The following is a 7,516-nucleotide window of genomic DNA, read 5'->3' as shown; positions in this document are numbered from 1 at the left end:
AATTACCTGACACCTTACATCAATTTTCACCGGCCTTGCTTTTTCCCGGAGACGATAACAGATGAAAAAGGCAAAGAGAGAAAACGTTACCTTTACGAAAACATGATGACACCTTATGAAAAACTGAAATCTTTGCCTGACTGGACGCAATATTTGAAGAAAGGAACTCCGCCGCATGCATTGGAGTCAAAGGCTGAATCAATGAGTGATAACGAGGCTGCCCAGCAACTGCAGTCTGCCAGAGAATCACTGTTTCAAGGCATCTTTAAGCGAAAGGCCTGAAATCATGGGTTTATACTCTTTTCAGGCTCATTTTGGGATTGGAAAATACTGTTATATAGATATTGCTGGTTGCTCAGGCCAGCATTACGTCGGGGCTTGACTTATTGTATGTTTCTCTCGTTCAGGGTAGTATTCTCGCCTCGCGTCTAATGAGGTAAGCGATATGCGTCAGCCGCTTGTAGCTGGAAACTGGAAGATGAATGGTTCATCTGACAGTATTCGAGAGCTGATTGATGGCATCCTTTCTGGGCTTGAAACCAAGGCTGAGGTGCTCGTATTTCCACCCCACGTGTATATTCAACAGGTTCGTGACCTGCTGAGTGGTTCCCCTGTCAAATACGGTGTGCAAAATGCCTCCGATAAACTGTCAGGCGCCTATACCGGTGAGGTTTCCCCTCTGATGGCCAAAGACCTTGGCTGCGAATACGTTTTGATCGGTCATTCCGAGCGTCGTTCCATCTATGGTGAAACGGATACGGATGTGGCTGAAAAATTCTGCGCTCTGGTTGATAATGGGTTGGTTCCGGTACTCTGTGTCGGCGAAACTCTGGAAGAGCGCGAATCTGGTGCAACCATGAAAGTGGTCGCAGAACAGATTAACACTGTGCTTCGAGCCGCTGGTTCGGAGCGTCTGGCTAATTTTGTAATTGCCTATGAACCGGTTTGGGCGATTGGAACCGGCTTAACTGCTTCACCCGAGCAGGCTCAGGAAGTTCACGCGGACATCCGTGCCCTGCTGGCAGAGAACGATCCGTCCATGGCGGACAGAACCCGTATTCTCTATGGTGGCAGCATGAAGCCGGACAACGCAGTAGAGCTGATGGCTCAAACTGATGTGGACGGTGGTTTGATTGGCGGTGCTTCGCTGGTCGCTGCCGATTTCAAGGCGATTTGTCACGCTGCAGGACAATAATGGAAACCATTATCCTTCTTGTGCACGTGCTTGTGGCTGTGGGCGTGATCGGTCTGATCATGCTCCAGCAGGGCAAAGGTGCAGAAACAGGAGCCAGTTTTGGCTCAGGGGCTTCCCAAACCGTATTTGGAAGCCAGGGCTCAGCTAACTTTCTGAGCCGTACAACCGCCATTCTGGCAACGATCTTTTTCGTCACCAGCATTGGCCTGGCCATGATGGCCAGACAAAAAGCAGATGCGGTAACTAATGCCGGTTTGCCATCTGTTCAGGTTGAGCAGGTTGTACCAGTGAACGACGCGCCTTTTTCGGTTGAAACGTCTACCGAAAGCGATGCGCCTGTGTTAGAGTCTCTGCCCGTTGAGAGCAGCAGCTCCGATGCTCCTGTAAGCAACTGATTAATCAAACTTATTTATAAGTTGATTTCTAAAAAGCTTTCAGAAATAATTCAGCCGTCGCAGCAAGTGACGGTTATGCCGAAGTGGTGGAATTGGTAGACACGCTGTCTTGAGGGGGCAGTGCCTGTACGGGCGTACGAGTTCGAGTCTCGTCTTCGGCACCATTTAAAATCAATGGGGTTAGAGCTGTATGTGATCGTATAAAATGTCGGAAAGGACAGCTTTTACGATCATACTACTATTTTTCCCAACTCCCTTCTTATGGATCGGACAAGTTTCTGATCAACATTGTCCCTGATCGTAACATAACCGGACAGGTTTTATGATTAAGTTCCGGACATCTTTTCAGCCTAACTCAAAGTCAAAAATAGCCAGTAAAAATCATCAAACAAACAAGATGATTTTTAGCGGGTCGTAAGATTGTTTGAATAAAGTGGTGAAAAGCGCTTCGGCAGGTGGAGAGTTAGGGATTAGATATCTCGCATTACACTTCTTCGAATACGGGTAAATTCATCATAGCCAAGATCGCTTTTTTGCTCCTTCAGTGCTTCTTCTACTCTGGTGTGGGAGGGAAATATTTCTTCACTCATAAGCTTTTGACAAATAGATTTTACTAACTCATATTTTCTTTTGTAATCATTCTCACGTTTTGTTTTTCGGAGCTGATTATTTTTGGCAACCAGCTCTTCGGAAATATCTGGAAAGTGGTAGCGAATGTAGCTTTTCCCTACTTTTAGCTGGCGAGCCATCTCATTGATCGAAATAATGCTTGTTTGGCAGTTAATGGTTTGTATTAGTTGCTGCTTCACCCAGCTGTATTTATCTGAGTTATCGAATCGTTTTCTCCCGTCCAGTATTGCGGTTCCAGCAACCGGTTTGATCCTGTGGTGACTGAATATAAGATCACTTGGGCTCACATTAATAGCAACGCAAAAGTTTAACAGCGTACTGAGTGTTGGTTTAGTTCCTCTTTCTGCATCAGAACACCATTGGCTAATGGTTGCTTTCGAGAATTGAATAAGTTTTTCGAGCTTTATTGTTGATGAGATATTTAAGCAGCTCATGACTTGTTGGATACCTGTCCTGAGCTTCAGTAGTAACTCATCATTTTCTTGCACTATGTGTCGGGATGAAACAAGGTCAAGGAGGTATTGCTCTTTTAAGGCAAGCGGTTGTTTATCTCTACTGTTATGATCCCTTCGGCCAAGAAAAGAACCACATTCAGGGCAAAAACCTAAAGGGAGTACTCGTTGAACCTGATATTGCTTTGCGCCGCATTTATGGCAGATGGTCTGTAGTTTGCATTCATGTATAGGGCAATGTTCAAGGCATTTTAAGCTCCAAATTAACGGTTCATAAAGGGGGTGTCCTTTTTCCCACCAGTCTTGCAAACAAAATTGACACCATTTCTTTGAATCATGAAACAGCCCCTTACCCATGGAGTCGAGTAAAGATTGCCAAGGCTGCATAGAAAGCACTCTAAGTCCTGGTTGGTCTGTAAATACAGATAGCGCATGAGTGTATATTTCAGCTTTGGTGCGGTAACCATTTAACATGGAAAAGCCGTTCCGAACAAAGAAGTTGCTGCACATCCTATTCTGTCCAATGGAGGGGTTAAGGAAGTGATGCATGAAATCGCGAGCAGTGACATTATGAGCATAAGCCAGTCGAACAATGTAGCTGCTGACTGACTCATGCATGAAGCCCTTTCCAGAGTCTACAGGTTTCAAGTCCAGTAATATTGATCTGGGAAGAGCTTCATAAATCAGCATGGTTACATGGGCTCTACTGGATCACGTTCTGGTTTCCGTTGAACAGGTCCTTTGGCGGCTTTTTTCTTTACCGACGTTTTGGCTCCCAGCAAGATTTCTTCAACCTCTATCATAGCCACCCGAGAGAAGTAGTCTTTGCCCATCTCAATCTCTTTTGCGACTCGTCTAAGCTCGCGGGGATGCATGCTATTTTCCATGAGAGATGAATAGGAGACGTGGCTCTTTCCAGCTACCAGGGTTCGATGCAACGCTTTTGTTAGCAAGTCTTTTAGAATCCCTATGCACCCACAGCAGGCTAAATGAATCTCGGACACTTTCTCAAAGATTGTTGACGAGAAGTGGATTGGGTAGCGTGCCAAAAGGGCGTCTAATGCATCCCCAAATTGAATTAGCTCTTCATCAGAACCCCGCTGGTATGGACCAAGCTCAACAATTTCAGATCTCCTGCCCAGTTGTGCACTGCTATCACCAAAGCGAAGTAAGCGGTAGGTACCACAAAGAACAATGATGCAACCAGAATTGGCGGCTAATGACTTGAGGACCTCCATTGCCGAAAATGCCTCCGTACCACTCTTGCATGCATCAATGATGTGCTGGGCTTCGTCAATAATGAGGTAGCATACATTTCGAGCATTGATATAGTTGCTGACTAAATCGAACAGCTCTTGTTCATCATTGTCTCTCATAAGCACTTTAGAGATGTTCTTCTGGCTTGTGCCTTCAGGGTATTCAAGAATAAATTGGCCGCTGTCTGCTAAAGCATGGCCACCAGATTTCAATATGTTCTTTAGAAGTGATTGCCAGGGTACCTTCCTTTTCACGGCGGCAGGGCACACAGTCTTAATGACGGGGATATCATGAGGATTTTGGCTTATTAGTTGCTCAAATTCAGCCAGTTTATCTCTGGTGAATCGTTCGATCACCGTACTTTTTCCGGCACCTGTGGGTCCAGCCAATTGAATGAATTCAACGCCGCCAACGTTACAGGCCTTAAGCATGAGCTCCTGATAGGCTTGATCCAGCACTTTATGGCGAACTAGCTGTCCAGTAAAAAATTCAACACGATCAGCGATTGATGAGTTAAGAATCTCATCATCAAACTTACGGTGTGGGTGTAGCATCTTTTTTGGCATGTCATTGCTCCATGGTGTTGTTGTATTCGCAGTTGTATCAATGGAATCGAGTATTTCTGGTTGAGTGGGCAGTTGCATTGCTGCAGGGTGACCGTCCACCTAATCAGGAAATTTGATTTCATTTGATCAGCTGCTTATTTGTTTCATTCACATTTGAATGAGAGGTTTGAAATTGTAAATAATATTTCAATCCATTCCGCGATCAGCATTCAGGATGAACGGAAATTAAAGTTCAAATCGGGAAGTTATTTAATGATGGCTCCTTCAGATAATAAAAGCTCAGAAATCATCCATGTCATTTCTTCCTGGAGTAATTTCCAGGGAAGAAGTTTTTGTTTCAGGGTTTGGCTCAGAGTCTTTCGCATTCTCTGTAATATCTTTAAGCTCCTTTTCTGTGTCGATGATTTTTTGAGTTATGGGCAAAGCTCGTTCTGCTCTGGCTTTTGGGTGATGGAATGAGCGTGATGCTGCATTGCCTTCAGAAATCGTTGAGCGATCCATGCCAGGATAATAACGATCTTCGACAGCTACACGATTACACCGTTTCCAGCCATCAAGGTTGCAGTAGACGTAAGAGTCATCCTCGGGATCATACCGAAGCTCAACTTTTTTCCTGAGCCAGTCAGAGCTATTGAAAAGTTCATGGGTATAATGCTTCCCGAGTCTTTCAACACCTTTAACCGGTTGGACTATTCTGGTTCGACCATTTTTATCATAGGGAAGCATCATGACAGTAAGGAGCTCGTCATTGATGTCTATTTTTCGTTGATCACGTTCACCATGTCGGATCATGCTGTCGGATAAGACTTGGTTCGGTGGCATTAAATGGGCAGGGTGCTCTGTTTCGTTGTAATGGTCATAAAAGTACTCATGTGTTGTTTTTTTAAATGATTGAAAATCCCAAAGAGCGAGTGAAAAAGGGTTTACGTTGGCACTCAACTGACGTGGGTTCTTCATTAATTGCGTGTTTCCCGTTAATCTGTGAATAAGAGCTTCATTCATTTGCTTGAAAACGCTTTCAACAGCTGAGCCTCCCCGTGGGTTACACTTCCTGCTGCGAATAGTGATATTGTAAAAAGCACAGAATTGTTCGAATACCACGCTTTCAAACTCCTTGCCTCCATCAACAAAAAGAGATTCTGGGAATCGACAGTGACGTTCAATTAACTCCTTTATAACCATAAAAAGGGAAGGAGTGCCAGGTTTATCCATGGTGACGTATACGGCGAGGACCGTTCTTGAATAAGAGTCAACAGCGACTGTTATCCATGGTTTTTCAGGCTGTCTCCCTGGGAATTTGATAGCTATATCGGCCTGAGTGTGATCAATATGGACGTATTCAAATGCTCTGGTACCACGCCGGCTCTCAATAAGGCCATCATTATCAGTAATTAGTGCCATTGCGTTCGCTAGCTTGTTACCTTTACGGGCACTGATTTTCTGCCTGAGGTCCACATTTTTTATTAACCGGTTAAGCCAGCTGTATGAGCCAGCCTTGATGTTATTTGTCTTGCAGGCTGACAGGTAATCGCCATAAACAGCCATCACTGATTTGTTTGTTGGCGTTAGGTATTCTGATTCAATAACGTCATAAGCTATTTCTAATGCTGGCCCTGATATCAGCTTCTGGGTATTGCCTTTGCCATGGTCGTGATTGGTGAGTTCGGGTAAACCGTTTCCACGCCGATGTAGCCCGTCAGAGTGTTGGTTGAGATAGCGCCTAATAGTTCTGGTTGAGCATCCAAGCTTCTTAGCTGCCTGTTCCCGGTTTAGGTGGCCGCTTAAAATTTGCTGTACTACTTTGTGGCGGGTTAATGCTAGTCGCTGGTTTTCTTCAGAGGCTGTAAGCATTATTGAAGTATGATTGTCTTCTTCTGTATCCCATTGAAGAACTTCAAGCTCTCTGGACTGTATAAGGGCTTTGATGTTGTCAAGCTTGAACGAAACCAGCTCATTGTGGTTGTTCTCTTTGATTTGAACAAGTGCCGTTTGTTGAGCGGTGTTAACAGAGCGAATAAGCCACTCTTGTCGCCCATGACGACAAAGGAATCCTTCGATGCGTTGTGGGCTTTCCGGGAATTTAAATGGGTTGAGGTTGGATGCTTTTTTTCCTTTGGTGATACCGTAAACTTGGCTAGCTGATTCTGATGCAAAGATTCTGCACGTCTCTGGTTCTGACAGCTTGTCATGGGCCATGGCAATAAAAATTTTTCGTTCTGCGATGAGCTTGAGAATGCTATCAACCTTCACGCCAGAGTGTTGAAGGAGAACGGTAGCAATTGTTGCCGTTTGAGAGTCACGGACAGAAGATATGATTTTCTGTTCCACCTTCTCGAGTGGAGAGTTTTTCTTCGCAGTGCGCTTGAAGTCTAATAAATGACGTATATTAGCTAAAGCTTGTGGGGACGCATCATGGTCAGTATAAAAGTAAAATGCAATATTCGTCCCTTTAAGCTCCCTCTCAATAGCAGGGGAGATAAAGCGTCCTTGTTTTTCATCATAGCTATATCGGTCTGGCTCCTGCTTGCACAGCTCTACCAATTTTTCAAAAGGTTTGCATTCTACGAAGCGTACGTTGTGTTTTGCTGATGGGTTTTGGTCAACAATAAAGAAGTCAGGCGTTGTTTTTGTCGCTTGCTTCTTACCGTTGGGTTTTAAGTAAGTGTACCGAAAAGTAGTGGGCTGATCGAAAAAACCAATAATGTCGTCATTCTCTTCACATTCGAGGACAAAAGCGGTTTCAATGTCACTTTCTGTCCGTATGGAGCATCCCATCTTTGTGCTGGGGAAGTTTGTTAGATTGTTCCAGCCATTGGATTTCGGTCGCCGAACTGGCCCTTCCATGGATTGTTGGCATAGATCAAGCCCGCGAACACTCAGATTGAGCTTGAAAATAAAAGCCATTATCCGCTTTATGATCATTGACATTCTGTACTCCTGATATTCGGTGCTTTCGTGTATTTTGGTTGTTGCCATCGATAGTCCGCTTTGGACGAGATGCAATCTCTACTTATCCCGCCG

The 7,516-nt window shown here is 44.6% G+C and carries 6 protein-coding genes and 1 tRNA gene; 4 read left to right on the top strand and 3 right to left on the bottom strand.

Translation table 11 applies throughout. The annotated features are described in order from the left end of the window. The 4 genes from AKL11_RS25545 to AKL11_RS03605 all read left to right on the top strand — a co-directional run. A partial coding sequence (locus AKL11_RS25545) for a hypothetical protein (RefSeq protein WP_216636752.1) occupies window positions 1–282 on the top strand: 282 nt, incomplete at its 5' end. 163 nt (window positions 283–445) lie between these two features. Further along, window positions 446–1,195: a triose-phosphate isomerase gene (tpiA, locus tag AKL11_RS03615; RefSeq protein WP_067515214.1), complete on the top strand. Its 750-nt coding sequence runs from the start codon at window positions 446–448 to the stop codon at window positions 1,193–1,195. Further along, window positions 1,195–1,590 carry a preprotein translocase subunit SecG gene (secG, locus tag AKL11_RS03610; RefSeq protein ID WP_216636567.1) on the top strand — a complete coding sequence of 132 codons (396 nt, stop codon included), beginning with the start codon at window positions 1,195–1,197 and terminating at the stop codon, window positions 1,588–1,590. Before tpiA ends, secG begins: the two co-directional genes overlap by 1 nt. 77 nt (window positions 1,591–1,667) lie before the next feature. Continuing rightward, window positions 1,668–1,754: transfer RNA gene (locus tag AKL11_RS03605), tRNA-Leu, on the top strand. Between the two features lie 306 nt (window positions 1,755–2,060). On the opposite strand, the gene AKL11_RS03600 is transcribed toward AKL11_RS03605, so the two are convergent. From AKL11_RS03600 to AKL11_RS03590, 3 genes are all read right to left on the bottom strand, one after another. Then, on the bottom strand, window positions 2,061–3,362 hold the full coding sequence (locus AKL11_RS03600; protein ID WP_067515213.1) for a TniQ family protein: 1,302 nt from the start codon (window positions 3,360–3,362) through the stop codon (window positions 2,061–2,063). 2 nt (window positions 3,363–3,364) lie between these two features. Beyond that, a complete protein-coding gene (locus AKL11_RS03595; protein WP_095210137.1) occupies window positions 3,365–4,573 on the bottom strand; it encodes an AAA family ATPase in 1,209 nt (402 codons plus the stop codon). 201 nt (window positions 4,574–4,774) lie between these two features. Continuing rightward, window positions 4,775–7,423: a TnsB C-terminal domain-containing protein gene (locus tag AKL11_RS03590; protein ID WP_172807232.1), complete on the bottom strand. Its 2,649-nt coding sequence runs from the start codon at window positions 7,421–7,423 to the stop codon at window positions 4,775–4,777. Between the last annotated feature and the right edge of the window lie 93 nt (window positions 7,424–7,516).

This window comes from Endozoicomonas ascidiicola (assembly GCF_001646945.1).
In the GTDB taxonomy this organism is placed as follows: Bacteria; Pseudomonadota; Gammaproteobacteria; order Pseudomonadales; family Endozoicomonadaceae; genus Endozoicomonas; species Endozoicomonas ascidiicola.
The sequence above is the reverse complement of the archived record's forward strand: the minus strand, read 5'-3'. Positions and strand labels throughout refer to the sequence as shown.